General features: G+C 59.0%; 24 protein-coding genes. 6 read left to right on the top strand and 18 right to left on the bottom strand.

Annotation, left to right across the window (positions count from 1 at the left end):
• Both I5P96_RS00635 and I5P96_RS00625 read left to right on the top strand, forming a co-directional pair.
• Positions 1-1,377, top strand: a complete 1,377-nt coding sequence (locus tag I5P96_RS00635) for an MATE family efflux transporter (RefSeq protein ID WP_223382733.1) — start codon at positions 1-3, stop codon at positions 1,375-1,377.
• Positions 1,378-1,758: 381 nt separating this feature from the next.
• A complete protein-coding gene (locus I5P96_RS00625; RefSeq protein ID WP_223382732.1) occupies positions 1,759-2,136 on the top strand; it encodes an SdpI family protein in 378 nt (125 codons plus the stop codon).
• Between the two features lie 231 nt (positions 2,137-2,367).
• Here the strand turns inward: I5P96_RS00625 and argF are convergent, their stop codons facing one another.
• From argF to I5P96_RS00580, 9 genes are all read right to left on the bottom strand, one after another.
• Positions 2,368-3,282, bottom strand: coding sequence for an ornithine carbamoyltransferase (argF, locus tag I5P96_RS00620; RefSeq protein ID WP_207686876.1), 915 nt, complete (start codon positions 3,280-3,282; stop codon positions 2,368-2,370).
• Positions 3,279-4,484: an acetylornithine/succinylornithine family transaminase gene (locus I5P96_RS00615; protein ID WP_223382731.1), complete on the bottom strand. Its 1,206-nt coding sequence runs from the start codon at positions 4,482-4,484 to the stop codon at positions 3,279-3,281. The genes argF and I5P96_RS00615 overlap by 4 nt, the downstream gene beginning before the upstream one ends.
• Before the next feature lie 61 nt (positions 4,485-4,545).
• Positions 4,546-5,400, bottom strand: a complete 855-nt coding sequence (gene argB, locus I5P96_RS00610; RefSeq protein WP_118553753.1) for an acetylglutamate kinase — start codon at positions 5,398-5,400, stop codon at positions 4,546-4,548.
• A gap of 42 nt (positions 5,401-5,442) precedes the next feature.
• The gene (gene argJ, locus I5P96_RS00605) at positions 5,443-6,672 is read right to left on the bottom strand and encodes a bifunctional glutamate N-acetyltransferase/amino-acid acetyltransferase ArgJ (RefSeq protein WP_223382730.1); all 1,230 of its coding nucleotides are present in this window, start codon (positions 6,670-6,672) and stop codon (positions 5,443-5,445) included.
• Between the two features lie 56 nt (positions 6,673-6,728).
• Positions 6,729-7,670, bottom strand: coding sequence for an N-acetyl-gamma-glutamyl-phosphate reductase (gene argC / locus I5P96_RS00600; protein WP_223382729.1), 942 nt, complete (start codon positions 7,668-7,670; stop codon positions 6,729-6,731).
• Entirely contained in the window at positions 7,667-9,067 is a 1,401-nt protein-coding gene (gene argH / locus I5P96_RS00595) for an argininosuccinate lyase (RefSeq protein WP_207686873.1), read from the bottom strand. The genes argC and argH overlap by 4 nt, the downstream gene beginning before the upstream one ends.
• A 435-nt stretch (positions 9,068-9,502) precedes the next feature.
• Entirely contained in the window at positions 9,503-10,738 is a 1,236-nt protein-coding gene (locus I5P96_RS00590; protein ID WP_223382728.1) for an argininosuccinate synthase, read from the bottom strand.
• A 354-nt stretch (positions 10,739-11,092) separates the two neighbouring features.
• On the bottom strand, positions 11,093-11,953 hold the full coding sequence (locus I5P96_RS00585) for a GNAT family N-acetyltransferase (RefSeq protein WP_097791200.1): 861 nt from the start codon (positions 11,951-11,953) through the stop codon (positions 11,093-11,095).
• 1 nt (position 11,954) lies between these two features.
• Entirely contained in the window at positions 11,955-12,782 is an 828-nt protein-coding gene (locus I5P96_RS00580) for an MYG1 family protein (protein WP_223382727.1), read from the bottom strand.
• Between the two features lie 144 nt (positions 12,783-12,926).
• On the opposite strand from I5P96_RS00580, the gene I5P96_RS00575 reads away from it, so the two are divergent.
• Positions 12,927-13,226, top strand: a complete 300-nt coding sequence (locus tag I5P96_RS00575; protein WP_223382726.1) for a type II toxin-antitoxin system RelB/DinJ family antitoxin — start codon at positions 12,927-12,929, stop codon at positions 13,224-13,226.
• A gap of 3 nt (positions 13,227-13,229) precedes the next feature.
• Positions 13,230-13,568 (top strand): type II toxin-antitoxin system RelE/ParE family toxin, encoded by a 339-nt coding sequence (locus I5P96_RS00570; protein ID WP_223382725.1) that lies wholly within the window; start codon positions 13,230-13,232, stop codon positions 13,566-13,568.
• A gap of 53 nt (positions 13,569-13,621) precedes the next feature.
• Here I5P96_RS00570 and I5P96_RS00565 read toward each other — a convergent pair whose 3' ends face one another.
• The 5 genes from I5P96_RS00565 to I5P96_RS00545 all read right to left on the bottom strand — a co-directional run bounded on the left by I5P96_RS00565 (position 13,622) and on the right by I5P96_RS00545 (position 19,017).
• On the bottom strand, positions 13,622-14,554 hold the full coding sequence (locus tag I5P96_RS00565) for a hypothetical protein (RefSeq protein WP_223382724.1): 933 nt from the start codon (positions 14,552-14,554) through the stop codon (positions 13,622-13,624).
• Between the two features lie 202 nt (positions 14,555-14,756).
• Positions 14,757-16,127: an acetyl-CoA carboxylase biotin carboxylase subunit family protein gene (locus I5P96_RS00560; RefSeq protein ID WP_223382723.1), complete on the bottom strand. Its 1,371-nt coding sequence runs from the start codon at positions 16,125-16,127 to the stop codon at positions 14,757-14,759.
• A gap of 67 nt (positions 16,128-16,194) precedes the next feature.
• Positions 16,195-16,947 carry an esterase family protein gene (locus I5P96_RS00555; RefSeq protein WP_223382722.1) on the bottom strand — a complete coding sequence of 251 codons (753 nt, stop codon included), beginning with the start codon at positions 16,945-16,947 and terminating at the stop codon, positions 16,195-16,197.
• A 32-nt stretch (positions 16,948-16,979) separates the two neighbouring features.
• The gene (locus I5P96_RS00550; RefSeq protein ID WP_223382721.1) at positions 16,980-17,747 is read right to left on the bottom strand and encodes an alpha/beta hydrolase; all 768 of its coding nucleotides are present in this window, start codon (positions 17,745-17,747) and stop codon (positions 16,980-16,982) included.
• Between the two features lie 190 nt (positions 17,748-17,937).
• Positions 17,938-19,017 carry a branched-chain amino acid aminotransferase gene (locus tag I5P96_RS00545; RefSeq protein ID WP_223382720.1) on the bottom strand — a complete coding sequence of 360 codons (1,080 nt, stop codon included), beginning with the start codon at positions 19,015-19,017 and terminating at the stop codon, positions 17,938-17,940.
• A 455-nt stretch (positions 19,018-19,472) separates the two neighbouring features.
• On the opposite strand from I5P96_RS00545, the gene I5P96_RS00540 reads away from it, so the two are divergent.
• Entirely contained in the window at positions 19,473-20,126 is a 654-nt protein-coding gene (locus tag I5P96_RS00540; protein WP_223382719.1) for an HAD family hydrolase, read from the top strand.
• 167 nt (positions 20,127-20,293) lie between these two features.
• Here the strand turns inward: I5P96_RS00540 and I5P96_RS00535 are convergent, their stop codons facing one another.
• The gene (locus I5P96_RS00535; RefSeq protein ID WP_223382718.1) at positions 20,294-21,598 is read right to left on the bottom strand and encodes an Nramp family divalent metal transporter; all 1,305 of its coding nucleotides are present in this window, start codon (positions 21,596-21,598) and stop codon (positions 20,294-20,296) included.
• Positions 21,599-21,726: 128 nt separating this feature from the next.
• A complete protein-coding gene (locus I5P96_RS00530; protein ID WP_118553767.1) occupies positions 21,727-22,698 on the bottom strand; it encodes a dihydrodipicolinate synthase family protein in 972 nt (323 codons plus the stop codon).
• Positions 22,699-23,112: 414 nt separating this feature from the next.
• Here I5P96_RS00530 and I5P96_RS00525 point away from each other — a divergent pair, with 414 nt between their 5' ends.
• Positions 23,113-24,108 (top strand): LacI family DNA-binding transcriptional regulator, encoded by a 996-nt coding sequence (locus I5P96_RS00525; RefSeq protein WP_223382717.1) that lies wholly within the window; start codon positions 23,113-23,115, stop codon positions 24,106-24,108.
• A gap of 58 nt (positions 24,109-24,166) precedes the next feature.
• On the opposite strand, the gene I5P96_RS00520 is transcribed toward I5P96_RS00525, so the two are convergent.
• Complete coding sequence (locus tag I5P96_RS00520) at positions 24,167-25,447, bottom strand: serine dehydratase subunit alpha family protein (protein ID WP_223382716.1); 1,281 nt, start codon at positions 25,445-25,447, stop codon at positions 24,167-24,169.
• Positions 25,448-25,691: 244 nt separating this feature from the next.
• Positions 25,692-26,930, bottom strand: a complete 1,239-nt coding sequence (locus I5P96_RS00515) for a dicarboxylate/amino acid:cation symporter (RefSeq protein ID WP_223382715.1) — start codon at positions 26,928-26,930, stop codon at positions 25,692-25,694.
• Positions 26,931-26,943 lie beyond the last annotated feature (13 nt).

Genomic DNA, 26,943 nt, shown 5'->3' with positions numbered 1-26,943 from the left:
ATGGCACAAACACAGAAAAAACAAGGAGATATGGGCACCGGCAGCGTCAAAAAGCTGCTGCTCCAGCTGATGATCCCGGCCGTAGTGGCCCAGATCGTCAACCTGCTGTACAACATCGTGGACCGTATCTACATCGGCCACATCCCCGGAATCGGCGCAGCCGCGCTGACCGGCGTGGGCCTGTTCACCCCCATCCTGATGTTGCTGAACGCCTTTGCGATGCTCATCGGTGCCGGTGGTGCGCCCCGCACCGCCATCGCCATGGGCCAGGGCGACAAAGACCAGGCGGAAAAGATCGTCAGCAACAGCTTCACCATGCTGCTGATCTTCTCGGTGCTTCTGACCGTCGTGTTCTACGCCGCTGCACCGGCCCTGCTGCGGATGTTCGGTGCCAGCGACGCCACCCTGCCCTATGCGCTGGCGTACAGCCGCATCTACATCCTCGGCTCAGTCTGCGTCCTCATCGTGCTGGGCATGAACCCCTTCATCACCGCACAGGGCTTTGCCAAGATCAGTATGCTGACCACCGTCATCGGTGCGGTCATCAACATCGTGCTCGACCCCATCCTCATCTTCCTCTTTGGTCTGGGGGTGCGGGGTGCCGCCATCGCCACCGTGCTCAGCCAGGCTGTGGGTGCCATCTGGATCATCCGTTTCCTCACCGGCCCCAAGACCACCCTCCGGCTGAAGAAAGCGTACCTCAAGCCCGAAGGGAAGATCGTGCTGCCCGTCCTGGCGCTGGGCATCTCCACCTTCGTCATGATGTCCACCGAGAGCCTGCTCTCGATCAGTTTCAGCTCCAGCCTGGCCCGCTACGGCGGCGACGTGGCCGTGGGCGCAATGACGGTCATCACCAGCGTTTCCCAGCTGGCCAGTATGCCGGTTTCCGGCGTCTGCCAGGGCGGCCAGCCGGTGATGAGCTTCAACTTCGGTGCAGGCAAGAAAGAGCGCGTCAAGGAGGCCTTCCGTTTCCAGCTTCTGGTCTGCTTCGGCTACACGGCCATCTTCTGGGTGCTGATGATGCTGGTGCCCGGTGTGGTGGCCGGCATCTTCACCTCGGACGCCACCCTGATCCAGTACACCACCTGGGCCATGCGCATCTACATGGCTGGCATCTTCTCGCTGGGCATCCAGATCGCCTGCCAGCAGAGCTTTATGGCGCTGGGTCAGGCCAAGGTCAGCCTGCTGCTGGCCTGCCTGCGCAAGCTGATTTTGCTCATCCCCCTCATCTTCATCCTGCCGCATGTGGTCGCAGACCCGGTGTTCGGCGTCTTCCTGGCCGAGCCGGTCAGCGACATCATCGCCGCCGCCGTCACCGCCGCTACCTTCTTCTCCCGGTTCGATAAGATCCTGGACAGGGGCGCAGGCAAAGTTTAAGCAACGAAGAGGAGATCTGTTATGGAAAAGAACGTTCTGAACACCGACGCCGCCGAGTTCATCACCGGCATCTGCCTGCCCGTAGACGGCGGCTTCTCCGCCTATTCGGACGTGTAAGGCTCTGTAAACGCCGGTCCGAATCGGTCACGGCTGCCCGGCCAGGCCGAAAAAGCATCAAGTCCCATGTCTGCACCGCCACGGTGTCGGCATGGGACTTTTTCATATCCGAAGCGCATCCACCGCTGGCAAGGTGCCGCACACTGGACTTTGTACCAGAAGGGTGCATTTCGGGCAAATTCTCATAGATATGAGTGGTCATTCGACCGCGCGTGTGGTATACTCGGCTTAGTTCAACAAATCGGAATTTGAGGAGGAAATAGTATGTGGTTTTGGTGGTTCATTTTGATTTGTGATTGTTTTATTCCAGCGATTATGATAATTGCGGGCAGAATGATGTGGAAACATTGTCCAAAGAAAATCAATGGAATTATGGGATACCGAACTAAGATGTCAATGATAAATATGGATACTTGGAGATTTGCACATGACCATGCAGGAAAACTTTGGTGGAAAGTCGGTATTGGTCTGTTGGGACCTACAATGCTTATACATATTCCTTTTTATGGAGCAAGTGATGATACAATAGGAATATTAAGCATTATTATCATTGTAATACAACTGGTATTTTTAATAGGCTCTATTTTCCCGACGGAAAAGGCATTAAAAAACAATTTCAATGAGGATGGAACAAAGCGATAACTTCCGGTTTGTCGCACACGTTCCCAGCAGGGTTTTGGGCACAGGTACGCCCAACAAGAAGCGGTCCCAAAATGGCAAGGATTTTCAGAAACTGAAAATCTGTGACCGCAGGACGCCCCCTGCTCTTACAAACAGCAGAAAACCAGAACGGCGCAGCTGATCCAACTGCGCCGTTCTGGTTTTCTTTCTATCCGTTCAAACGGCTGTTTTATGAAGTCTGTATGCTCCCGCTTATTGGTTCGCCAGAAGGATGGCCAGAACGGCTTTCTGGACGTGGAGGCGGTTCTCGGCTTCGGTGAAGATCTCGTCGGCGTGCTGTTCAAAGACCGCCGTGGAGATTTCCTCACCGCGGTGGGCGGGCAGGCAGTGGAGAAGCATCGCGTCGGGCTTTGCTCCGCTCAGCAGGCCGCTCGTGACCTGAAAGCCCGCAAAATCGCGCAGGCGGCGTTCGCTCTCCGGTGTGCCGGGGGCGGTGTTCCAGGCCGCCGTCACGACCACGTCGGCGTCCTTCACGCCTTCGGCGGGGTCGGTGAGGAGATGGAACTTCGGGCCATATTTGTGGGCAAACATCAGCACATCGGCAGCGGGGCGGTAGCCCTGCGGGCAAACGCAGCTGACGGTCATCCCGGCCAGCAGACCGCCCACGATGAGGCTGTTCGCCATGCTGCATCCATCGCCGATGAAGCAGAGCTTCTGGTCTTCCAGTGCGCCGCGGCGCTCCCGAATGGTCATCAGGTCGGCCAGCACCTGGCAGGGGTGGGCATAGTCGGTCAGGCCGTTGATGACCGGGACCCCGGCCAGTTCGGCGAACTCTTCAAGGTCGCACTGGCGGTAGGTGCGCCAGACCACACAGTCGTAGTAGCGGCCCAGCACACGGGCGGTATCCTTGAGCGGCTCGCCCCGGCCGGATTGCAGCTCGGTGGCGGCGTTCATGTAGTTGCCAAGGCCCCCCAGCTGGTACACGCCCACCTCAAAGCTGGTACGGGTGCGGGTGGAGTTTTTGGAGAACATCAGCGCCACGCTCCTGCCGTGCAGCAGCGGTGCCGTGCCTCCGGCCTTCTGCTCCGCCTTGAGCCGGTCGGCCACATCGAGGATGTGGTGCAGCTCTTCGGGGGAGAGGTCGCTCAGTTTCAGCAGATGTTTCATGCCTGTTCCTCCGGAGACTTCTGGGCCATCTCGCGCAGCACTTCGTTCAGGATGGCCAGTGCCTTCTCGACATCATGTGCCGTCAGGGTCAGGGGCGGCAGCAGGCGCAGGCGGGTCTTGGCCGTCAGCACCAGCAGGCCCTTTTCGCGGCAGGCGGCGAGGACATCCGCCGCCCGGACATCGCCGAAAAATTCGATGCCCACCATCAGGCCGATGCCGGACAGGCTCTTGACCATGGGGAGCTTTGCCAGACCGGTGCGCAGCTGGACGGCGCGCTCATTGACGTTCGCCAGGAAGCCGTTGTCCATCCGGTCCACGACCACATTGGCACCGGCGCAGACCACCGGGTTGCCGCCGAAGGTGGAGCCGTGGGTGCCTGCGCCCATCCCGGCCGCGACCTTTTCGTTCATCAGCACGGCACCGATGGGCAGGCCGCCGCCCAGACCCTTGGCCAGGGTGACGACATCCGGCTTGAGGTTGTAGTGCTCACAGCACAGGAAGGTGCCGGTGCGGCCCACGCCGGTCTGCACTTCGTCCACGATGAGGACCAGGTCCCTGTCATCGCAGAGCTTGCGGACGGCCTGCACGTATTCCGGCTCCAGCGCCACGACGCCGCCCTCGCCCTGCACCAGCTCCAGCATCACGGCGCAGGTGTGGCGGTCCACCAGTTCGGTCAGAGCTTCGAGGTCGCCCGCCGGGACGTACTGGAAGCCCTCGTTGAAGGGGCCGAAGTAGTTGTGGAACACCTCCTGCCCGGTGGCGGTCAGGGTAGCGATGGTGCGGCCATGGAAGCTGTTGACCAGCGTGATGACCACATCACGGCCCTTGCCGTAGTGGTCGAAGCTGTATTTGCGGGCCGCCTTGATGGCACCCTCATTGGCCTCGGCACCGGAGTTGCCAAAGAAGACCTTGCTCATGCCGGTGCGCTTGCACAGCTTTTTGGCCAGCTTGCCGCAGGGGGCCGTGTAGTAGAGGTTGGATGTGTGCTGCAGCTTGTGGGCCTGCTCGGAAACGGCCTCGGCCCAGTCCACATCACAATAGCCCAGACTGTTGACGCCGATGCCGCTGGTGAAGTCCAGATACTTCTGGCCTTCGGGGCCTTCGGCATACAGACCGTGGCCCTTTTCCAGCGCAATGGGATTGCGGTTGTAGGTATGCAGGACATAGTCATTGTCCCGCTTGATGACTTTTTCGGAATCCATAAGTTTGCCCTCCTAGCCCGTTTTCTTTCATTATAAAGCAGATGAGGATGCGAAGCAACCCTTATTCCTGATGGCTCCGGCGGTAGAAGCGGGTGCCGGAACCGCGGTCGGAGAACAGCTCCAGCAGGATGGAGTGGGGGACACGGCCATCAATGATGACGGCCTCGTGGACGCCCTGATAGATGGCATCGGCCATGCCGCCGATCTTGGGGATCATGCCGCCTGCGATGACTCCAGCGGCCTTGTAGCCCTCGATCTCGGAGACCTCCACTTCGGGGATGAGGGTAGATTCGTCGTCCTTATCCCGCAGCAGGCCCGCGATATCGGTCATGGAGACGAGCTTTTCGGCCTTGAGCGCAATGGCAATCTGGGCGGCAGCGGTGTCGGCGTTGACATTGTACGCCTGGCCGAGGTCGTCCATGCCGACCGTTGCGATGACCGGGATGTAGCCGCCGTTCAGCAGATTTTCGATCAGGGTCGGGTCCACATGGATGATCTCGCCCACATGGCCCAGCTGGGGGTCCAGCTCGGTGCAGCGGAGCATCTGGCCGTCCATGCCGCACAGGCCGACGCCGCGGCCGCGCAGCTTTGCCACGAGGTCCTTGTTCACCTTGCCGGCCAGCACCTGCTGGACGATCTCCATGGTGGCGTCGTCGGTCACGCGCAGACCGTTGGCAAAATGGCTCTCCACGCCGACCTTTTTCAGCATTTCATTGATGGCCGGGCCGCCGCCGTGGACCAGTACCACCCGAACGCCCAGCAGCGTCAGGGTGACGAGGTCGTTCATGACGGCGTTCTTCAGCGTCTCGTTGATCATGGCGTTGCCGCCGTATTTGATGACCATGGTCTTGCCGTGGTACTTCTGGATGTAAGGGGTCGCCTCCGAAAACAGGAGGGCCATTTCTTCGTTCTTCATACGTTTCCTCTTCCCGCTCGATGCTCTGTTTCGAACCGCTTCTCAGGTGCGGTAATCGCCGTTGATCTTGACGTAATCATAGGTCAGGTCACAGCCCCAGGCCTTTGCACTGGCGTCGCCGGTGCCCATGTCCACCTTGACGAGGACATCGTGCTCGGCCAGCACTTTGGCGGCCTCGTCCTCGCTGTAGGGGTGGTAGGCTGCGTTCTCGCAGACGTAGACCTCCCCGGCGGCACTGGACAGCCAGACGCAGACCTTGTCGATGGAGAAGTCGCCGGGGGTATAGCCGATGGCGCAGAGGATGCGGCCCCAGTTGGCATCGCGGCCAAAGACCGCCGCCTTGAACAGGTTGGAGCAGACCACGCTGCGGGAGACGGCGCGGGCCGTCTTCAGGTCGGGCGCATGGGTGACTTCGCAGGTGATGAGGTGGGTCGCGCCCTCGCCGTCACCGGCGTGTTCGGCACACATGTGCTCGGCAATGGCCGTCAGCGCTGCCACAAAGGCCTGGTAATCGGCGTTCTCCTCGGTGATCTCCGGGTTGCCCGCAAGGCCCGATGCCAAGATGATGAGGGTGTCGTTCGTCGAAGTATCGAGGTCCACGCTCATCTGGTTGTAGGTGCCGGGCACGACGGTCTTCAGCGCCTTTTCAAGCAGGGCGGGGGAGACGGCGGCGTCGGTGGTGTAGAAGGCCAGCATGGTCGCCATATTGGGGGCGATCATCCCGCTGCCCTTGCCGATAGCACCCACGGTGCAGGTCTTGCCGCCCAGCTCGAACTGGATGGCGTACTCTTTTTTGTGGGTGTCGGTGGTCATGATGGCAGTCGCCGCATCGGTGCTGCCCTGCCCGGTGGCGGCCAGCTTGGCCGCTGCGGCGGGGATGCCGCGGGCAAACGGATCAATGACCATGGGCTGGCCGATGACGCCGGTGGAGGCGGGCAGAACATCCGCAGCGGGGATGTCCAGCGCCTTGCCCACCAGCGCACAGCACTCTTCGGCCAGTGCCACACCGTTGGCGGCGCAGGTGTTGGCGTTGCCGCTGTTGACAAGGATGGCCTGTGCATAGCCGTCCTTCAGATGGGCACGGTCCACCTTGATGGGCGCACCGCAGACCTTGTTGGTGGTGTAGACACCGGCGGCCGCGCAGCGGACTTCCGCTTTGATGAGCGCCAGATCGTATTTTTCGTTGTGGTTGGCCCGGATGCCGCAATGGACACCGGCCGCTGCAAATCCTCTGGGCGCACAGATGCCGCCCGATACTTCCTTGTAAGACATATCGTTCTTCCCCCTATCGACCTTTCCGGCCTCGCGTGAGCGATGGCGGAGAGGTTTCACTCTAATCCTTCCGTCTCATTCAGACCCAGCATCAGGTTCATGCACTGCACGGCCGCACCGGACGAGCCTTTGCCCAGGTTGTCGAACAGCGAAATGAGCATCATCTGGTCGCCTGCTGCGTTCACAGTCAGGTACAGCTCCATCCGGTCGCTGCCGGAGAGGGCGTTGGAGTACAGGCCGTTTTCGGGCAGCGGTTCGTTCAGGGCGTGGACGGAGACCGTCGCGCCGTCCTTATAATAGGCGGCGATGCCCTCGGCCACCTGCCCGGCGGTGGTGCCCGCCAGCTTCAGGTCCAGCGGAACGAGGACCTGCATCCCGGAATAGTAATCGCAGACCACCGGCACGAAGGCGGGCGTGTGGGCCAGCCCGCTGATCTTCTGCATTTCCGGCAGGTGCTTGTGGGCCAGCGTGAGGCCGTAGCTCTTGGGCGCGTCGATCTTGCTGTGGGCCGGGCGGTCCGGGTTCTCGTACTCGGCGATCATCTTTTTGCCGCCGCCGGAGTAACCGGAGAGGCCCGTGCAGCTGAACGGATAGTCCGCCGGGGCCAGCCCCAGCTCGACCAGCGGCCGCGCAATGCTAATGAAGCCGCTGGCGTAGCAGCCGGGCACAGCCACCCGGCAGGAGTTCTGGATCTTCTCTTTCTGGCCCTTCAGCTCCGGGAAGCCATAGTCCCATGCCGGGTCGGTGCGGAAGGCCGTGGAGGTATCCAGCACCTTGACGTCCGGGCGGAGCAGGGGCATGACCTCTCTGGAAGCCGCATCGGGCAGGCAGAGGAAGGCGAGGTCTGCGGAGTTGATGACGCTGGCCCGCTCGTTCACGTCCTTGCGGCCCTCGGCGGAGATGCTCAGAAGCTCGATCTCAGGCCGGGCCGCCAGACGGTCCGCGATGCGCAGACCGGTGGTGCCGGAGGAACCGTCGATAAAAACTTTCACGCTCATGCGTTGTTCGCCTCCCATGCGTCCACCTGTGCAGATGCCAGTGCGATCTGATTCTTCACGCTTGCCTCGGAGGGGCCGCCGTAGCTGGTGCGGCCCTCGCAGCACTTGATGAGGTCGATGGCATCGTAGATATCGTTCTCAAACAGGCTGCTGTAGCCCCGGAACTCGTCCAGCGTCAGCTCTTCGAGGGTCTTGTCTTTGCTGATGCAGTCGGAGACCATGCAGCCGGTCAGCTTGTAGGCATCGCGGAAGGGCATTCCCTTTTTGGTCAGGTAATCTGCGCAGTCGGTGGCGTTGATGAAGCCCTTGGCCGCAGCGCGGCGCATGTTGGCGGGCAGGGTCTTCATGGTGTCCAGCATCGGGGTGACGGTCTTCAGGCAGAGGTCGAGGGTATCGACGGCGTCGAAGATGGCCTCCTTATCCTCCTGCATATCCTTGTTGTAGGCCAGCGGGATGCCCTTCATCATGACGAGCAGGGTGTTCAGGTCGCCGTAGACGCGGCCGGTCTTGCCGCGGATGAGCTCGGTGACGTCCGGGTTTTTCTTCTGCGGCATAATGGAGGAGCCGGTGGTGAAAGCGTCGTCCAGCTCGATGAACTTGAACTCCCAGCTGCACCAGAGGATGATCTCCTCCGACAGGCGGGACAGGTGCATCATGCAGGTGGAGATGGCGGCGGCCAGCTCGATGCAGAAATCACGGTCGGACACGCCGTCCAGGCTGTTGGCGCAGGGTGCGGCAAAGCCCAGCTTCTCTGCGGTGAAGGCGCGGTCCAGCGGGTAGGTGGTGCCGGCCAGCGCGCCGGAGCCCAGCGGGCACTGCGCGTCCATGCGGGCGGTGGCATCCTCAAAGCGCTGCAGATCGCGCAGCAGCATCCAGGCATAGGCCATCAGCGCGTGGCCGAAGGTAATGGGCTGGGCACGCTGCAGGTGGGTGTAGCCGGGCATGACGGCGGCGGTGTTCTCCGCTGCCTTCTTGCAGATGACCCGGACCAGCTCGACGATACGGCCCTGCAGCATCCGGCTGTAATCGCGCAGGGTCAGGCGGATGTCCAGCGCCACCTGATCGTTGCGGCTGCGGCCGGTGTGCAGGCGCTTGCCGGCGTCGCCGATGCGGGCGGTCAGGGTCTGCTCCACGAAGGTGTGGACGTCCTCGGCGTTGGGGTCGATCTCCAGCTTGCCGCTGGCCAGATCATCGGCGATGGAAGCCAGACCGTTGAGGATGTCCTCACAATCCTGCTCGGAGATGATGCCCTGTTTGGCCAGCATGGTGGCGTGTACGCCGCTGCCCCGCATATCCTGTGCGATCATCCGCTGGTCAAAGCGGATGGAAGAGTTGAAATCATTGACGCGCGAATCGACCGCCTTGGAGAAACGGCCTTTCCAGAGTTGTTCTGCCATAGTTCCTGTTCCTTTTATCTCGATTGTAACACATCTATTTATAACGCGGTCCTTCGTACAACCTCTCAGTCGGGCTTGCCCTCTCCGTCAGCGCTCACGCGCTGCCACCTCTCCCAAAGTGAGAGGCATTGGCATGTCGGGAAGACATTCCTTCGTCCAAAACCGGCCGAGGCGCTGTTCACCTTGAGAACGGAGCGATGTATTTTACGAACCGCAGCGATTTTTCAGCCTGCTCAGACATTCCCGGTCTGCCAAAGGCTCCCCCTTTGGGGGAGCTGGCGAGCGAAGCGAGACTGAGAGGGCTCTAAAAACGGCAAAGCCGCCGCAGGGGAAAACGCTCCTGCGGCGGTGCCGCCGGCAACTCTGCCGGTCTTGGAACCGCTGTGTGAAAGTGTAGAAAACACACAGCGGGGAAAGTTGGCTTCGTTCAGCCGCTTAGTCCTCGACCTTCGGCCAGCTCTTGGACAGCTTTGCGCGCTCCTTGATGGACAGGCCGAACAGGTTGATGAAGCCTGCTGCATCGGCCTGGTTGTAATCCTCGTCCTCGCCGAAGGAAGCGGTCTGCTCATCGTACAGGGTGTACGGAGAGGTGACGCCTGCGTTGATCATGTTGCCCTTGTAGAGCTTCAGCTTGACGTCGCCGGTCACGGTCTTTGCCAGGCTGTTGGCGAAGGCATCCAGAGCCTCGCGCAGCGGGGTGAACCACTGGCCGTTGTAGACGATGTCGGCATACTTCTGCGCCAGCTGCTCCTTGAGGTGTGCGCTCTCCTTGTCGAGGGTGATGGTCTCCAGCACATTGATGGCCTTGTACAGGATGGCACCGCCGGGAGTCTCGTACACGCCGCGGCTCTTCATGCCGACCAGACGGTTCTCAACGATATCCAGCAGGCCGATGCCGTTCTCGCCGCCGACCTTGTTCAGGTACTCGACCAGCTCCACAGCGCCCATCTCCTTGCCGTCGATGGCGGTGGGGATGCCCTTCTCGAAGTGGATGGTGAGGTAGGTCGGGGTATCGGGAGCCTGCTCCGGGGAGACGCCCAGCTCCAGGAAACCGGGCTTGTTGTACTGCGGCTCGTTGGCGGGGTTCTCCAGATCCAGACCCTCGTGGCTCAGGTGCCACAGGTTCTTGTCCTTGGAGTAGTTGGTCTCGCGGTTGATCTTCAGGGGGATGTTGTGGGCCTCGGCGTAGTCGATCTCCTCGTCACGGCTCTTGATGTCCCACTCACGCCACGGAGCGATGATGGCCATATCGGGGCAGAGGGCCTTCAGGGTCAGCTCAAAACGCACCTGGTCGTTGCCCTTGCCGGTGCAGCCGTGGCAGATGGCGTCGGCACCTTCCTGGATGGCGATGTCGGCCAGAGCCTTTGCGATGCAGGGACGTGCGAAGCTGGTGCCCAGCAGGTAGTCCTCATACTTTGCGCCGAACTTCAGGGTGGGGAAGATGTAGTTCTCAATGAAGTCCTTCTTCAGGTCCAGAACGTACAGCTTGGAAGCGCCGGTCTTCTTGGCCTTCTCTTCCAGACCGTCCAGCTCGGTGCCCTGGCCCACATCGCCGGAGACAGCGATGACTTCGCAGTTGTTGTAGTTTTCCTTCAGCCAGGGAATGATGATCGAGGTATCCAGGCCGCCAGAGTAGGCCAGAACGACTTTTTTGATGTTTTCCTTTTTCATGATGAACGCTCCTTTGTTTTCATGCTTACACTTTTGTTTTCCTGCACCGGGCGTCCCTCCCGGTGCGCTCGATCTCTCGGTTGCTTATCACGCTTTTTATTATACGCGGCGCGGCTTTTCCGTCAATGCGGAAAACCGCCAAACCTTCTGCCCTTTTCCAGTGCCGTTTGTGGCACTTTGCATGTTTATGCAAATATTTTATTATTTATGCAAACTTTATGCAGTTCTGGTGTATATATTCCTGCACATTCTGAAAGCCGTTTCATCCGTCCCGCCGGGCAGGTGCCAAGGTTTCAGCACCGCTTTCCGAAACGCAGAAGAGCCCCGGCAGATGCCGGAGCCCTTCGTTTCGTTTCATTCTGTTTTTCCGTATTTGCAGAGCACGGCCTGCGTCTGCTCTGCCGTCACCATCCGGACGGGGGCAGGCTTTTCGTTGCCGGTACGCAGCGCCAGCCACCAGGTAGACAGACCCAGCCAGCCGAATTTATATGCCGTGTGCGGGGTGCGGCCCACGCAGGAAAAGCCCAACTGCGCATGGATGCGCTCGCTGGCGGGGTTCGGGTCGGCCACAAGTGCATAGACGTTCCAGTAGCCGCAGGCGGCCAGCAATTCCAGCAGTGCGCGGTAGAGCAGGGTGCCCACCCCGCAGCCGCGGGCATCCGGGGCGCAGTAGATGGTGCTCTCCACCGACCAGTCGTAGGCCTCGCGCGGGTGCCAGCGGTGAGCGCAGGCATAGCCCAGCAGCCTGCCGTCTGCGTCCCGCGCCAGCAGCAGCGGGGCCACCTTCAGGGTATTATCCACCCAGTCCTCGTATTCTTCCAGCGTGGAGGGCGTGACCTGAAACGTTGCGGTGTGGTGCAGCACATACCAGTTGTACAGTTCCAGGATATCCTTTGCATCGGCGCGGGACGCCACCGAGAGGCGGGGGAGGTTCTTCTCCTCCCACCCGGCGCAGAGGGCTTCCTTTTTCGCTTTCGGCAGCTTTTTCAGGGCCGCTTCCCGGCGCAGCGCCGCCGACCGGTCCGCGCACCGTTCCAGATAGGCGAACCGCTCCGCCCCCATGGCCCGCGTGGCCTTGGCCCCCCTGCCGGTCTTGTGGGCGTGCAGGCGGGCACCGGGGTCATTCGTCCAGCCCGTATAGAGCTGGCCGCCCGCGCACCGCACCATATACACGTAGGCCCGCTCTTCGGTCTCTTGTTCGGTTCCTGCGCTCATGTTACAGTCTCCCGTTGTTTTTCAGCACCTGACGGCAGGCTGCAAGAGCCGTTTCCTTATCCTTGGCCGTGATGAGGAAGCGGCTGGCATGGCAGAAGCTGATGCCCTCGATGCCGCTCTTCTGCTCGATGACCTCCTGCGGCTGGCCCGCCCAGGACTGCGGGAAGGGCAGCTTGGGCTTCTTGGTCTTGTGGTCGGTCACGCACTGGGCGCTCCACCCGCCGCGCTGGCTGGGGTAGACCACGAACAGCGCATCCGTCCGGTACAGACCGTTTTTCCAGGGCAGGTAACAGGGCAGCACGACGATGCCGTCGCGGGAATTTTTGTAGGCCTGCTGGACTTTCTCGTCGGCGCGGTTCACGGCGTTGGCGCTGTCGATCTGGTGTTCCAAGATCTGCTTGGCCACGGCCACGGCCTTGAAGAAGCAGGTGTCCTGATCTTCCTTCGAATCCCACACCGGGTTGAAGAAGCCGATGGCGTCGCACAGGCTGTTCTGCTCGCCGGTGTTGTCGTTCAGGTCCAGCGGCTGGATGAAGTTTTCATCAATGAGCCGTGCCTGCCGCTCACCGACCAGCCCCGGCCCCAGCACCCGCCACAGCAGACCGAAGGCCGCATAGGGGACGCCGTTGGGGCGGGTCTCGCGCGGCTCCTGATGGTGGTCGAACATACCGAAACCGATGTCATACACGATGCCGTCGAAGTCGTCCGGCACCACAAAGCCGCGGGTAATTTTGATATCCGGCCGGACGATCTGCAGCAGCGCGGTGGCAAACACGTCGTCTGCATGGAACTTGCCAGCGTGTGTAAAACCATTTGCGGGAATTTTCATATCTGTACCTCATTCTCAACAGTGTCTTTGAGGACAGTATAGCACATTCTGCCGAGCGGGACAAACCTTGCTTTCCGCTTTCTTCTATCGTATTGCGCATTGCAGTACATCGTGGTACAATAAAAGCAATAGGAGGCGATCTTTATGTCCGCAAAAACCGCAAATGTCACCGCCCGCATCCAGCCAGAGATCAAGGAGCAGGCCGAAGCCATTCTTTCTCAGCTCGGCATTCCCGTTTCGGTCTTCATTGATATGGCGTACCGTCAGGTCATCCTGCGGGACGGCATCCCATTTTCGCTGGACCTGGCCACCCGGCTCCCCACCCGCGATGCTCTGAGCCGTGACGAATTTGACGCCATGATGCAGACCGGCCTGGACCAGGCCAAGCGCGGAGAATCTTCCCCTTTGAACGAGGCCTTTGCCCGGCTCCGCGCGGAGATCTGAGCCATGGAGGAATATACTGTCGCGCTCACCCCGCAGGCCGAACAGCAGCTCCGTGCCATCGTCCACCATATCGCACATGAACTTCTGGAACCCGAAACCGCAGATGCACTCCTGACCGCATTGGAACAGGCCATGGCTTCTCTGAGCCTTCTGCCTCAGCGGGCACCCCTTGTCGAAGAGGAACCCTGGCATTCACAAAACATCCGGAAACTTCTATGCCGAAATTTTCTGATCTACTTCTGGCCGGATTCCGACTCACACCGGGTCCAGGTCCTTGCCGTCATCTATGGACGGCGTGACCAGCTGAACCAACTGCGAAACCTGAAAATGAAGCTGCGATAAGCACAAAAAGGCCCAAACCGGGCAGAGATTTCCGGTTCGGGCCTTTGTTTTCATCAGATGGTTCCGCCGATCTTCTTCTCAAGAGCTTCCTTTTCTTCGTCTGTCAGTTCATGACCGTTCTGGTCTTTTACAGTCTTATCGTTATAGCTTGCACCGTACGTAACCGTATAGACACTCCAGCCATTCGGAATGCTCAGGATCGCAGAATCCGGGATCGACTTACTGCACTGAATGTGAACGATCTGTTCATCCGCCGTATCCGGAGAAGAAACCAAATACACCAGACTGCCCGTATTGTCATAGCAGAACATCTGGGTCTCCGTCCTCTTCGCATCCTTATCTTCCATCGTGATTGCTTCCGTGTAATAAGGGACCGCATTGATGACACGCGTGGTCTTCTTCACAGTATAATTCGTCTCAGGATCAAGAACTGTGTTATCATCCGGATTCGTTACTGTCACAGAATGGCTTTTCATAATCGCGATCTTCTGGTTCGAATACAGTTCATACTGATTCACAACATTGTTTTGAGACAAATCGACAAGCGTTTCTGCTGCCTTTCCATTTTTATAGGTCACTTTGGTATACGACTTTCGTCCATCCGCAACCGATTCCATACAAACAACATCCTGCGAGGCCGGTTTTACCGGTTCCACCTTGATGTATACTTTTTGCGCAGACCTATATTCCAGCGCCCACTTATAGGTGCGGCTCTTGTTGAATTCGATCGTCGAGCCATCTGCCACTTCTTCGTCTTTCTTGTCTTCCGGCTTGCTCTCTGCGGGCGGGTCTTTCTTTTCGTCGTCTTTCTTGTCCTCCGGTTTGCCGCCGGTGCTATCGTCCTTTTTTTCTTCGCCCTGCGAAGTGCCCGGATTGCTCGGCGTTTCCGGAGCGCTGGGGGCATCACCGCCACCGCAGGCAGTCATCAGAGACAGAGCCATTGCCGCCGCCAAAATGCTGACTGCAACACGTTTCATCATACGCATAGTTCATTCCTCCATTTTGTTTTTATGGACAACTCCCCAAAACAAGCCATCCATTTTTTCTCATCTTACTCTCTTCCAAAACTCCTGTCAACGCCTTTTGAAAAGTTCATCGGATATGGAAAATTTTCGTCCTGTTTTTAGAGCAATCTGACAAAAAGAGCCGCCCTGCAACGCACGGCAGGACGGCCCTTTTCCTTGGGATTCAGTGTTTTTTCGTCTTCGTCACCGCTCTGGTCGTGGTCTTTGTCACGGCCGTGGTGGGCTTGACGGCGGGGGAGAGGTTCGGCTTTCTGGTGAGGGCCGTAGTGGCGGCAGGCTCGCCGAGGGCCAGCACCTCGCTCAGTTCCCTCTGAACGGTGTCGTTGTCGGCATCGGTCACGGCCAGAACGTCGGCATAGAACTGCTCCATCTCCTCAAAGGTGGAGAAGGTGGCGACGTACATCTGGTTGCCCATGGCACCGGAGAGGGCGTCGGGGATGCGGTCCACCATCCGCATGTTGGCCTGATACTTCTGCATCAGCTGCTCGTGGCTGTACACGAAGTGCTTGCCGTCGCGGCGGCCCGCAAACGGGCAGTAATAGTGCTCGCCCACCGGCATATCGGTGCCGCCGAAGGCGATCATATCGGCCCAGATCTTGTACACGTTGGTGGAGCGCGCAAAGTTGATCATATCGGGCGTAAAGCCGCCGCAGGGGCGCATGTTGACTTCCAGCGCCACGATCTGGCCCTTCTGGCCCATGCTGGTCTGATCTTCCGTCATCCGGAAGAACTCGAAGTGGACAAAGCGGCTCTTGACGCCGAAGCTCTTGACGGCGGCACGGCCTGCGGCGCGGGTATCGTCGGGCAGGTCCTTGATGATGTAGTAGATGGAGTTGTCGTCGTTGTTCACGATGTCCATGATGGACATCGGGCTGACGTTGCCCGCCTCAAAGATGGGGTTGCCGCTGCCGTCGATGATGGCATCGTAGCTGTTGACCTCGGCGCGGACGAACTCCTCCATGATGTAGGAGACGTCGGCATGGTGGGCGCTCTTGTAGATCAGGAAGCTGCGCAGCTCCTCGTCATCGGAGAGCTTGTGGGTATCGGACGCGCCGACGCCGTTGTCCGGCTTGACGACGACCGGATAGCCCACCTCGTCGATGAACTTTTTACAGCCCTCGAAATCGTCCACCATGTGGTAGCGGGCGGTGGCGATGCCGGCCTTCTGATAATACTCCTTCATCTTGCTCTTGTACTTGATGCGGGGCATATCCTCGGTCTGGAAGCCGCTGGTGATGTGGAAATCGGTGCGCAGGGCGGCGTCGCGTTCCAGCCAGTATTCGTTGTTGGATTCCAGCCAGTCGATGCGGCCATACTTGAAGGCGAAGAACGCCACGGCGCGGTAGACCTCGTCGTAATTTTCGAGGCTGCCGACCTTATAGTATTCGTTCAGGCTGGCCTTCAGCTCCGGCTTCAGCTCATCATACGGCTGGTCGCCGATGCCCAGAACGTTCATGCCATCGTTTTTCAGCTCCCGGCAGAACTGCCAGTAGTTCGTCGGGAAGTTCGGAGAGATAAAGATAAAATTGCTCATGGTGTCTTGTTGATTCCTCTTTCTTTTGATACGCTATACTTTCCACCCATCCCTCTGCGAGGGGCGTTCAGCCCAGAATGTAGGGCATATAATACACGACCTGCTGATACCACCAGTTCCAGTCGTGGTTGACATCGTGGCCCCACAGGTCTACCCAGATGGGGATGTGCTTGGCCTCAAAGATGCGCTTGAGATACCAGGTGGTGTCCGGCTGCTCCCAGTCGCCCTGACCGCAGCAGATGACGGCCTTCTGGTTCCGGAACAGCTCCATATAGGGGTGGTCCTCCGGGAAGTTGACCATATAATCCACCGGGGAGTTCATATAGACCAGCTCATCCATATAATCGCCGAAGCCGTAGTGGGCAGTGTAGATGCCGCTGAGGGCCAGACAGCCGCAGAAGATGTTCGGGAAGCGGAGATACAGATTGACGGCATGGGTCGCGCCCAGACTGCATCCAAAGGCGATGACGCCCGGTTCGTCGTTCCAGCCGTTCCGCTCGCGGGCGATGTGGCGGATCTTGGGCACGGCTTCCTCCACGATGTAGCGGATCCACTGCTCATAGCGGCGGATGCGCCAGTAGGGGTCGCCGTTCGTGTCGGACCAGGTCTCCTTGTCGATGGTGTCGATGGAGAGGACCATCACCTGGCCGGACTCGATCCACGGGGCCAGCGTATCGGCCATGTGGAAGCCCTCGAAGTCAAAAAACCGGCCATCCTGGCAGGGGATGTAGAGCATCGGCCGGCCGGCGTGGCCGTAGACCTTGCACTCCATCTCGCGGCCGAGCGCGGGGCTGTAATCCTTAAAATACTGCATTTCCATCGTGGGTCCCTCCTTATAATCGGGTCGTCGGGTCAATCCAGTTCGTACATCAGGGTATGGATCATGAACGGCAGCTGCTTTTCCCAGCTGGCTTCGCTGTGGGTGCCGCCGGGCACCAGACGGGCGGTCAGGTGGATGCCGCGGATCATGACCTTGCTGCACATATCGGCAAAGTCCTTGCGCATTCCCTCGTGGTTGCCCATCTCGCGGGAGCCGTAGTCCATGTAGAGCACGGTGCCCGGCTCCAGCTTCGCGCGGCCCAACAGACCGCTGAGCTTTTCCGGCGAGACCCAGATGGATGGCGACAGAGCCGCCGCACGGCCAAAAACGTCGTTGTGGTTCAGCAGGGCATACAGGCTCATCAGACCGCCCATCGAGCTGCCGCCGATGAAGGTGTGCTCCCGGTCGGGCAGGGTGCGGAAATTGCGGTCGATGAAGGGCTTGAACCGGTGGATGAACCAGCTCATGGTCGCAGCCCCCTTGCCGTCAAAGTGACCGTAGGTCGGATCATCGAAGCGGTAGGGCGAATACTCCACCAGACGCTCGTTGTTCGGCCCGGCGTTGCACTCGACCGCCGCCACGATGAGCGGCGTGTCGGTGTAGTCCAGATAGTTTGCCAGCCCCCAGCTCTTGCCGAAGGTGGCGTCTTCGTCAAAAAAGACATTCTGGCCGTCGAACATGTACAGCACCGGATACCGGCGGTCCGGGTCGGCTTCGTACATGGTGGGCAGATAGACATAAACACGGCGCTGCTCGGTGCCGTTGACAGCGGGGTAGCTGACGCTCCATTTCTTGATCATGGTCCTGGTCCCTCTCAATCCTCTTACTCTATGCTTAGTCTAGCACCATCCCGGCAGAATTGCAATTCTGAACCAAGACCACAGGGCAGATTGCGCTGCAAAGCGCCTGAGCGGTTGATACAGCAAACGCCGCCCGGTGAGCTGCCGGACGGCGCTTGCAGAACTCGGAACAAGGAAAGAAACTTGCAGCTTAGTACTTCTTCTCCACCGGAACGATCCAGCCCTTGGTGTCGGGCAGCTTGCCCCACTGCATCCCGGTCATGGTGTCGTACAGCTTCTGGGTGACAGGGCCGATGTTGCCGTCGCCGATGTAGGCATGCTCGCCCTTCCAGACCAGCTCCTTGACCGGGGAAACGACTGCGGCAGTGCCGGTGCCGAAGACCTCTTCCAGCTTGCCCTCACGTGCAGCCTGCATGATGTCAGCGATGGCCAGCTTGCCCTCGATGACCTCATAGCCCCAGTCCTTCAGCAGCTCGATGCAGCTGCGGCGGGTGACGCCGGGCAGAACGGTGCCCACGGTGGCGGCGGTGTAGACCTTGCCGTCGATCTTGAACATGATGTTCATGCTGCCGACTTCCTCGACGTACTTCTTCTCCACGCCGTCCAGCCACAGCACCTGGGCATAGCCCTGCTCCTCGGCCAGCTCACCGGCCTTGATGGAAGCAGCGTAGTTGCCGCCGCACTTGGTGAAGCCGGTCAGGCCGGGAGCGGCACGGATGTACTCATCTTCGACATAGATGCGGACGGGGTTGATGCCCTCTGCATAGTAAGCGCCCGACGGTGCGCAGATGATGCAGAAGATGTAGTGCTTGGAAGCATGAACGCCCAGGCCCACATCGTTTGCAAACACGAAGGGGCGGATGTACAGGGAAGTGCCGTCTGCATGGGGCACCCAGTCACGATCCACATCCACCAGCGCCTCAACGGCCTGGATGTAATCCTCGACCGGGATCTTCGGGATGCACAGACGGTCGGCAGAATCCTGCATCCGCTTTGCATTGCAGTCCGGGCGGAACAGCTGGATGGTATCGTCTGCGGTGCGGTAAGCCTTCATGCCCTCAAAGATCTCCTGTGCGTAGTGGAACACGACCGTCGCCGGGTCCAGCGGGAACGGAGCATAGGGGACGATACGGGCATCGTGCCAGCCTTCGCCCTCGGTGTAGTCCATGACGAACATGTGGTCGGTGAACTTCTTGCCGAAGCCGAGCTTGGTCTCATCCTGCGGCTTCTCTTTCGGACAGGTCGTCCGGGTGATCTTGATATCCAACATGATAATTTTCCCTCTTTTCTGATCTCACACAGCTGACACACGCGGCTCCCTCCGCGCTTTCCAGATGTCAAATGTTGTTTTCTATTATAATATCGTGAACGCATTTTTCAAGGAATCAAAAAATCTTTCATGTTTGGGGGCTGTAAGTTGTCGCAAATTGTGATATTATTTTTGTGAGCAGCCCTCTCCGTCATTGCTCACGCAATGCCACCTCTCCCAAAGGGAGAGGCTTTGGCATGTCGGGCAGAGTGCAAGATCGCCTGCGGCTCCCATAGCCGTGGGCCCTGTCCCCATTGGCAGCTCTTGTCTGCCTCTTTTGCGGAGCCCGGATGTTTCCGGGCCGCTCCACCTTCTTCATTTTTTACGATCAAAACCGTCCTGCCAATGGCTCTCCCTTCGGGAGAGCTGGCGCAAAGCGCCTGAGAGGGCAGGGACGCGGACAGAAAGGATACCTTATGATAAACGGCGTCATTTTTGATATGGACGGCCTGATGTTCGACACCGAGCGGATGTGGGCCACATTCTGGGAACCGGCTCTGGCGGCACTGGGGCTTCCTTATAAAGAGGGCCTCAGCGAGGCCGCGCGGGGCACCGCGGGCGAAACTCTACGGAATGTTGTGCGCCAATTCTACGGACAGGACTGCGATGCGGCCGCCATCGTGGACAGCCTGCACGCGGTGGCCGACAAGGCGTTCCAGAAGCCGGTGCCCAAAAAGCCAGGTCTGGACGAGCTGCTGGCCTGGCTGGACGAGCAGCACATCCCCATGGCCGTGGCGTCTTCCAGCCGGATGGACGTCATCCAGCGCAATCTGGACAACTGGGGGATGCGTTCCTATTTCAGCGTCCTCGCCTCCGGCCAGCAGGTGACCCGCTCCAAGCCCGACCCGGAGATTTTCCTTCTGGCGGCAGAGAAGCTGGGCGTCACACCCGGACACGCCCTTGTGCTGGAGGACAGCTACAACGGCGTCCGCGCCGGAGCCGCCGGTGGCTTTGTCACTGTGATGGTGCCGGATCTGCTGCCCGCCGACGACGAGATGCGCCGCCTGTACACCGCCGAGTGCCGGAGCCTGTTCGAGGTGCTCGACGGCCTCAAGGCGAATCGCTGGTAATGTGATACGCAAAAACACCCGTTGGCCCTGTCATGGCGGCAGGAACAGCGGGTGTTTTTTGCTGCCTGTGCAGGCCGAAATGGGAAGCCGCACAGGCAACGGAGAAAGAAGAAGGTATCTTGGAGTAGCTCTCTAAGTAGCTCTCTGGTATGGTATCCCAGATAAACTCAGTGGAATAGTGCGAGGAGCTTGGGGATCTGAGTAGACAGACCGGAAATGGTCATGATGACGGCGAAGATGTAGCTGATGGTCATGCAGATGCGCAGACCGGTGGGCTTCTTATAGCCCACGCTCAAATCATCGCGCCAGATCATCAGCAGCATGAACAGACCACCAAAAGGCGTAGCGACGGAGGTGGCGATGTTGGCTATCAGGATCAGCTGGGTAGGGGAACCGCCGTAGCTGTAACAGACCACCATGGCAAAGGCCAGGCAGACCAGGCAGCCAATGCGAATGAACTTGCTCTCCAGGCTGACGTCCTTGTCAAGACCGGCACCCAGCAGCACCATGCCGCGCTGGGTATTGGCCAGCAGGGAAGAGAAGCCTGCGCCCAACAGGGCCAGACCCATGATGTAGCGGGCACTGCCGCCCATGATGGGCACCAGCATCTCTGCCAGCTGGGCCGGGGCCTTGATGCTCAGCCCCTGCGGGTGCAGCACGACGGCACCCACCAGAACGATAGCTCCAGAAATCAGAGAGACGCTGACAATATGCGTGATGGCATCGGTCAGCATAACACCGTTGAACAGGTCATCTTTCTTCCACTTCTTCTCTTTGCCAAGGTAAGTGCCGTAAATACCGGCAGTCACGGCGGCATTTGTAGAAATGAACGCCAGTGCCGTGCTGAGGGAGCCTTCCGGAATCTTGAAACCGAACATTCCCTGTGCCAGTCCCTGAGGGTCCGGGCCGCCGACACCCACCAGCGTGGCATAGAACGCCACGATCATCAGGATGATGCAGAGGGTGATGATCTTTTCGACCTTGGAATAGACGTTCTTGGCAAAGTACATGTACACCACGACCGCGATCATGATGGCGGAGCCGATCTTCCAGTCGATGCCGAAGATGAGGTTCATACCGGCACCGGTGCCGGAGATGTTGCCCATCGTGAAGAACATGCAGGAAAGGAATATGGCGCAGCCCACGACGCCGGAAGCCACCGGGCCGTAATACTTGCGGATGGCGTGGATGGTCGGCATCCCGGTCACGATGGCCAGACGGTTGGTGACCATCATAAAGGTGATGCCCATGAAAATGATGGGGAAGAACAGCCACATCAGGTCGTAGCCATAGTTTGCGCCGATCATCGAGGCTGTTGTCACGGCACCGGGGCCGATTACGATGCCTGTCGCGATCAGACCGGGGCCAATGCGCTTGAGCAGGTCTTTCAATGGCAGACGCTTCACGTCTGAGCCAAAGGCAGGAGCGGACGCCGACATCCCGGCCGACATCGTTGCATTGTTCTCGCTCATGATAAACTCTTCCTTTTATTCTTAAAAAAGAGGGTGCTGCACTGATGAGGTCATCAGGCAGCACCCGGAGTATGATCCGACCCTCCGCAGCAGCTTCGCACATCGCTGCTGCGGGAATGGGGGTTATCTTACTTGTACTGCTCCATATCCACTGCAGGGAGCTGGCTGCGCTCCAGACCCAGAGCGACCCAGTCCTTCTCCTCCTGGTTCAGGGGCAGAACGGGCTTGCGCATCAGAGCGCTGGTGAAGATGCCGCGCTGCTTCAGAGCTTCCTTCAGGCGGGCATGAGCCTCACCGGAGGGCTGGCCGCCGCCGTAGATGGCCTGAGAGATGTGGTAGATGCGGTTGGACCAATCCTGTGCTTCCTTCAGAGTGTGCTTGTCAGGATTCTTGAAGACGTCCCATGCCGGGCAGATCAGCTCAGGCACACAGCCTGCGAAGCCGATCAGAGCGCCGTCCATGCCGGGGAACCAGGAGACGCACAGGGTCTCGTCGTGGCAGGTGATCAGGCTGATATCGGGGCACTCCTGACGGAGCAGGCGGACGTCATGCTCGTAGATAGAGGTGACGCGGGTGCCCATCTTGATGCACTTGACGTGGTCGATCTCCTTGCACATCTTAATCAGGGTCTCGACCGGGTAGAAGGCCTTGGAGGTTGCGGGATACAGGTGGATGATGATGTCGATGTCAGCACCCTCAGCAACGTCCTTGACATACTCGAAGGGAGCGTTGGGGTTCATGCCGAAGCGCAGCCACATGTGCGGGGGCATCAGCAGGATGCCGTCTGCACCAGCTTCCTTGGCTTCCTTGGCCATGGCGATGGACTCGGCGGTGTTCTCGCAGTTGACGCCAGAGATGATGGTCATCACGTCGCCGCACTCCTCAGAGCAGATCTCGACGACACGCTTGCGCTCGGCACGGGTCAGGCCGGTGATCTCACCGGTGTGGCCGTTGCAGACCAGACCTTCGATTCCCTTGCCGTAGAAGCTCTTGATCCAGCGCAGATAAGCACGGAACTCCGGCTCGTTGATGGAGTAATCGTCGTTCAGAGGAACGGACACAGCGGGGAAGATGGTCTTGAACGTTTTAACCTTAGCCATAATGAGAATCTCCTTTTATCAAAAATCAATGTTGTGTTGGTTTTCGTTCTCTGGATCGCAGAAGCTGCTTTGGAGATCATCTCGCGCGCCGATGTCTTTGGGCTTTTCTCTGCAATCGTTTGTTTTCTGTGACTCTGTTATACCACGGGTGCAAGCCCCTCGTCAATAAAAATTAGCCTCCCTGCAAAGTTTTGCATGCTGCCTGCAACGCCTTGCATAATTTGATATTTTCAGCATTTTCCGGCTCAGATTTTGTTCATTTTGCCAAGCATCATCTTGACAGGCGTTCCTTTTCCTGCTTCTTGATTTTTTGTTCCGCCAGGATTACAATAGGGGTGTCCGGGATACTTCCGGCTAAGAATCTTTACAAGTTGTGCAAACGTTTGCATCCGGAACAGAAAGGAGAGCTGCTTCATGGCGACCCTGAAAGACGTTGCGCAGAAAGCGTGTGTGGATGTCAGCACTGTTTCCCGCGCCTTAAACAATACCTCTTATGTTCACCCGGAGACCAAAGCCCGCATCGTGGCTGCCGCTAAGGAGCTGGGCTACCGACCCAATGTCATGGCAAAAGCGCTGCGGCAGGGACGGCGGCACACCCTGGGGGTCATCGTGCCCCGGCTCCACCTGACCCTGTTCTCTGAGATCCTGCCGGGCATCGAGCACGAAGCCGAACGGCTGGGCTATTCCACCCTGATCTCCACCACCGACGATGACCCCCAGCGGGAAAAAAGCTGTCTGGAACGGATGCAGAACAGCTTCGTGGACGGCATCATCATCACCGGCACCGGGCGCAACAACCGGCTGCTGCGCAGCATCCAGGCCAGCGGCATCGCCGTCACCCAGATCGTGCGGTGTCAGGAGCCACGCATCAGCAGCATCGTAGCCGACTACGAAGCCTGCGGCCGGAACGCCGTGGACTATCTCTATTCCAAAGGCTGCCGCCGCATCGCGCTCATCGCCGGTTACTCCCACCAAAGCCCCTTCAAGGGCCGGTACGAGGGCTACTCCAAGGCCATCGCCGCCCACGGGCTGGAGGAGATTCTTGCCGAATCCACCCAGCCGGTCAATAGCTTTGAGTATGGCTATGAGTGCACCAACCAGCTTCTCCGGGACGAACCGGAGCTGGATGCCATCTTGGCCCCGGTGGACCTGCAGGGCCTGGGCGTTCTGCGTGCCCTGAAAGAACAGGGCATCCGGGTGCCGGAGCAGGTCAAGGTCATCAGCATGACCGGCCACGCCATCGGCGAGATGCTGGAGACCAGCATGACCTCCATGGAGATGCCTGCCTTTGAGATGGGCGAAAAAGCCGCCCAGCTGACCATTATGGAGATCGAAAGCCCCAGCGAAAAAGCTCCCACGCCCCAGTCCATCCAGTTCCCTTATACATTAACGGAGCGGGAGACCACCTGAACCGGTACAAACAGCGACGCCGTCGGCAAATGCCGACGGCGTCGCTCTGCGTTTTCTGTTATTTGCACCCGACCATGATGTCGATGATCTCGCGGTTCGTTTCCTTCATGCCCTGTTTGCCCAGGCGGCCCACGTTCCGCAGCGAGTTCTCCACGCCCTTGGCGACGATGCCGTCACCGCCGCGGAACTGCTGGCCCCGGATGTACATATTATAGCCGAGCAGCCCGGCTTCCACTGCCGTGGCGATCTTGGCCGCGCAGCTGGCCTTGGCACCATCGCAGATGACACCCGACACGATGGCCAGCGCATTGACAACGGTGTGGATGACGGCCTCGTACCCGCCGCCGCAGAGATAGGCGATGCCCGCACCGGCCCCCGCGCCCGCACTGATGGCACCGCAGTAGGCGGACAACCGGCCGATGGGGGTCTTTTCGTGGATGGTGGTCAGATTGGAGAGGGTGAGCGCCCGGTACAGCTGCTCTTCGCTCGCCTTGAGCTCCCGTGCATAGACGATGACCGGAACCGAGGCAGTAATGCCCTGATTGCCGCTGCCGGAGTTGATGACCACCGGCTGCTCGCAGCCGTTCATCCGGGCATCGGAGCCTGCGGCCGCGTAGGCCTTGGCCCGCACCCGCACATCATTGCCCTCCATGTCCAGCAGAACGCTGCCGATGTTGGCCCCGTAATCGCCCCGCAGGCCCTCTTCGGCGATGGCCATGTTGTACCGAATCTGCGGGTCCAGGATCGGCTTCACGTCCTCGATGTCCACCGAATGGACAAAGTCCCAGATGTGCTCCATGTCGAGCAGGCTGCGGTCGGTCAAGTTCTCCTCCTCGTCGCCGTGGACGGGCAGGTCCAGCAGGACTTCGCCGTCCTTCTCAATGCGGACGATGTTGGTGTGGAAGACCGCGATGCGCACCTGCGCGGTGTGCGCTCCCTTCCAGACCGTGACGATGATATCAAAGGTGACGCCGTTCTCCACATGCTCGACCTTCACATCAGCCTGCTCCAGATAGGCGCGGATGGCCTTCGTCTCCTCCGGTGTCACATCGGCGATGACCTCCAGCTTCTGCTCCGGACGGCCAGCCACGATGCCCGCCGCTGCGGCGGCTTCCAGCCCTTTCATATTGTCGGTGTTGGGCACGATGACCGACTTGACATTCTTGATCATGCTTCCGCTGGCCCCGACCCGCACCCGGTCCGGGAGTTCCCCCAGCGTCTGCCGGGCCACTGCGGCGGCATAGGCCACCGCGATCGGCTCGGTGCAGCCCATGGCTGGGATCAGCTCCTCTTTTAAGATCTGAAGGTATGCCTGGTATCTCTGTTCGGTTTTTTTCATTCCAAATGTCCTTTATCGTTGTTGTGAGTCGCTTTGCTTCATTGTACAAAAAGCGCCCCCAAAAAACAAGGTTTCTTAGCGGAACTTTCGCCAAACATCAGCTTTGTGGAAACGAAGTCCGCTAAAAACCTCCCTTCTGACACTGTAATCGTCGGAAGGGAGGTTGCCTTTTAAGGAGAATGGTATGATGAAGAAGGTATAATTTTAAGAATATATCTATGTAGAGGATCTTCTAAACCGGCAATCAGTCATTCGCAGTTTCCTTGACCAGCCCCGGATGCAGCTCGCCCTCGCTCTTGGCTACAACGACGGCGGCAGCAGCATCACCCACAATGTTGGGGATAACACGAGCCATGTTCAGGATACGGTCGATACCGGCCAGCAAACCGATGGTCTCCAGCGGCAAATTGACTGCATTCAGCACGATGGTCAGCATGACCAGACCGGAACCGGGGATGCCAGCAGTACCGATGGATGCCAGAACAGCCGTGACCATGACCATCACCTGCTGGGAAACCGTCAGGTGGATGCCGAACACTTGGGATGCAAAGACGACTGCAACAGCTTCGTAAATGGCTGTGCCATTCATGTTCATAACTGCACCGAAGGGAATCACAAAGTCGGCGATCTTATCGCTGACGCCCAGCTTTTTGGTGCACTTGAGGTTCAGGGGGATGGTTGCCACGCTGGAACAGGTAGCAAAGACAAAGAGCATGGCTTCCTTCATAGTGCTGAAGAACTTGATGGGGCTGATGCCGCCGTAAACACCAGCCATCAGGCCACCCTGCACAAAGATGGTGAACAGAGCGCAGGTCAGGTAACATGCGATGATGGTCTTGAGGTAGGGCAGCAGGACATCCATACCGTACTTGCCCACGATGTCCGCCATCAGGCCGAACACACCGTAGGGGGTGAACTCCAGCACGATGTTGGTGATCTCTTTCCATGCTTCAGTCCATGCGCGGAAAAAGTTCAGAACGGGAGCACCCTTATCGCCCAGCTTGATGAGAGAAAATCCCAGCAACAGGGAGAAGAAAATGATCTGAAGCAGATTTTGGGTGCTAAGGGAGTTGAACGGGTTGGTAGGGATAATGCCCATCAGCGTATCGACCACACTGGGAATTTCACTTGCATCGTAGCCCCCAGTGGTCTCCATCACAAAGCCTGCACCGATTTGCATGAAGTTGCAAAGCACCAGACCAATAGCAACAGCGACAGCTGTACCGCCCAAGAAGATTGCCAGTGTCTTACCGCCGATCTTGCCCAGCGTTTTGAAGTCCTTGACATCTGCGGCTGCACAGATCAGAAGACCCAGCACCAACGGCGCGACCACCATCGTCAGAAGACGGGTCAGGATCGTACCGAGAAAGGCCAGAGAAGAAGCCTTTGGGCCAAGCACAAAACCAGCCAGAATACCCAGAACGAAACCAATCATGATTTTGTTGAACAAACCAAGCTTATTCCATTTTTTCAAAAGGTTCATACCGCAATTCCTC

Origin of the sequence: Faecalibacterium prausnitzii (assembly GCF_019967995.1) — a bacterium.
Lineage (GTDB): Bacteria > Bacillota > Clostridia > Oscillospirales > Ruminococcaceae > Faecalibacterium > Faecalibacterium prausnitzii_E.
The sequence above is the reverse complement of the archived record's forward strand: the minus strand, read 5'-3'. Positions and strand labels throughout refer to the sequence as shown.

Excerpts from the sequence above, each read along its gene's own strand:
- argF (WP_207686876.1), bottom strand. The coding sequence starts at position 3,282 with ATGAAACATCTGCTGAAACTGAGCGACCTCTCCCCCGAAGAGCTGCAC.
- argJ (WP_223382730.1), bottom strand. The coding sequence starts at position 6,672 with ATGTCTTACAAGGAAGTATCGGGCGGCATCTGTGCGCCCAGAGGATTT.
- argH (WP_207686873.1), bottom strand. The coding sequence starts at position 9,067 with ATGGCAGAACAACTCTGGAAAGGCCGTTTCTCCAAGGCGGTCGATTCG.
- I5P96_RS00570 (WP_223382725.1), top strand. The coding sequence starts at position 13,230 with ATGGAGGAATATACTGTCGCGCTCACCCCGCAGGCCGAACAGCAGCTC.
- argC (WP_223382729.1), bottom strand. The coding sequence starts at position 7,670 with ATGAGCGTGAAAGTTTTTATCGACGGTTCCTCCGGCACCACCGGTCTG.
- I5P96_RS00625 (WP_223382732.1), top strand. The coding sequence starts at position 1,759 with ATGTGGTTTTGGTGGTTCATTTTGATTTGTGATTGTTTTATTCCAGCG.
- I5P96_RS00550 (WP_223382721.1), bottom strand. The coding sequence starts at position 17,747 with ATGATCAAGAAATGGAGCGTCAGCTACCCCGCTGTCAACGGCACCGAG.
- I5P96_RS00555 (WP_223382722.1), bottom strand. The coding sequence starts at position 16,947 with ATGGAAATGCAGTATTTTAAGGATTACAGCCCCGCGCTCGGCCGCGAG.
- I5P96_RS00590 (WP_223382728.1), bottom strand. The coding sequence starts at position 10,738 with ATGAAAAAGGAAAACATCAAAAAAGTCGTTCTGGCCTACTCTGGCGGC.
- I5P96_RS00520 (WP_223382716.1), bottom strand. The coding sequence starts at position 25,447 with ATGAAAAAAACCGAACAGAGATACCAGGCATACCTTCAGATCTTAAAA.
- I5P96_RS00580 (WP_223382727.1), bottom strand. The coding sequence starts at position 12,782 with ATGAAAATTCCCGCAAATGGTTTTACACACGCTGGCAAGTTCCATGCA.
- I5P96_RS00585 (WP_097791200.1), bottom strand. The coding sequence starts at position 11,953 with ATGAGCGCAGGAACCGAACAAGAGACCGAAGAGCGGGCCTACGTGTAT.
- I5P96_RS00525 (WP_223382717.1), top strand. The coding sequence starts at position 23,113 with ATGGCGACCCTGAAAGACGTTGCGCAGAAAGCGTGTGTGGATGTCAGC.
- argB (WP_118553753.1), bottom strand. The coding sequence starts at position 5,400 with ATGAAGAACGAAGAAATGGCCCTCCTGTTTTCGGAGGCGACCCCTTAC.
- I5P96_RS00545 (WP_223382720.1), bottom strand. The coding sequence starts at position 19,017 with ATGTTGGATATCAAGATCACCCGGACGACCTGTCCGAAAGAGAAGCCG.
- I5P96_RS00565 (WP_223382724.1), bottom strand. The coding sequence starts at position 14,554 with ATGCGTATGATGAAACGTGTTGCAGTCAGCATTTTGGCGGCGGCAATG.
- I5P96_RS00560 (WP_223382723.1), bottom strand. The coding sequence starts at position 16,127 with ATGAGCAATTTTATCTTTATCTCTCCGAACTTCCCGACGAACTACTGG.
- I5P96_RS00540 (WP_223382719.1), top strand. The coding sequence starts at position 19,473 with ATGATAAACGGCGTCATTTTTGATATGGACGGCCTGATGTTCGACACC.
- I5P96_RS00575 (WP_223382726.1), top strand. The coding sequence starts at position 12,927 with ATGTCCGCAAAAACCGCAAATGTCACCGCCCGCATCCAGCCAGAGATC.
- I5P96_RS00515 (WP_223382715.1), bottom strand. The coding sequence starts at position 26,930 with ATGAACCTTTTGAAAAAATGGAATAAGCTTGGTTTGTTCAACAAAATC.
- I5P96_RS00615 (WP_223382731.1), bottom strand. The coding sequence starts at position 4,484 with ATGGATTCCGAAAAAGTCATCAAGCGGGACAATGACTATGTCCTGCAT.
- I5P96_RS00530 (WP_118553767.1), bottom strand. The coding sequence starts at position 22,698 with ATGGCTAAGGTTAAAACGTTCAAGACCATCTTCCCCGCTGTGTCCGTT.
- I5P96_RS00535 (WP_223382718.1), bottom strand. The coding sequence starts at position 21,598 with ATGAGCGAGAACAATGCAACGATGTCGGCCGGGATGTCGGCGTCCGCT.
- I5P96_RS00635 (WP_223382733.1), top strand. The coding sequence starts at position 1 with ATGGCACAAACACAGAAAAAACAAGGAGATATGGGCACCGGCAGCGTC.